1 pseudogene is annotated in these 362 nt (G+C 43.6%); it reads left to right on the top strand.

Features of this window, described 5'->3' with window-relative positions:
• Positions 1 to 362: pseudogene (locus A1D25_RS01915) on the top strand (hypothetical protein); the annotation flags it as partial.

The following is a 362-nucleotide window of genomic DNA, read 5'->3' as shown; positions in this document are numbered from 1 at the left end:
AGCCAAAGCACCACAAAAGCAGCAATCGGCGAAAACATTGACATCACACTCACAGACGACCCGAGTGCAGAAACTACGCTGAAAAATCTCAATCGTGATACACAAAATGCGAATCAGAAGGTTACGAAACACGACCTCACAGAGGTAAGAGAAACCCAAGAGCTAGTTAAAGGGATAGGCGAAATCGCAGACAAAGCGATGCAGATTTACACCCATAACGAACGGGAGAAGATTGAACAAGCCAAACTGGAATTGGGAAAAGCTAAAGCACAAAAAGCCAGTGAACAAGAGATTGGTAAATTAACCGAAGAATTGAACCGCTTACAGGCAGATTACGACAAAGAATACGGTACAGGCAGTAA

This window comes from Ursidibacter arcticus (genome assembly GCF_009761375.1).
In the GTDB taxonomy this organism is placed as follows: Bacteria; Pseudomonadota; Gammaproteobacteria; order Enterobacterales; family Pasteurellaceae; genus Ursidibacter; species Ursidibacter arcticus.
Note: the sequence above shows the minus strand (reverse complement) of the source record. Positions and strands in the feature narration are given on the sequence as shown.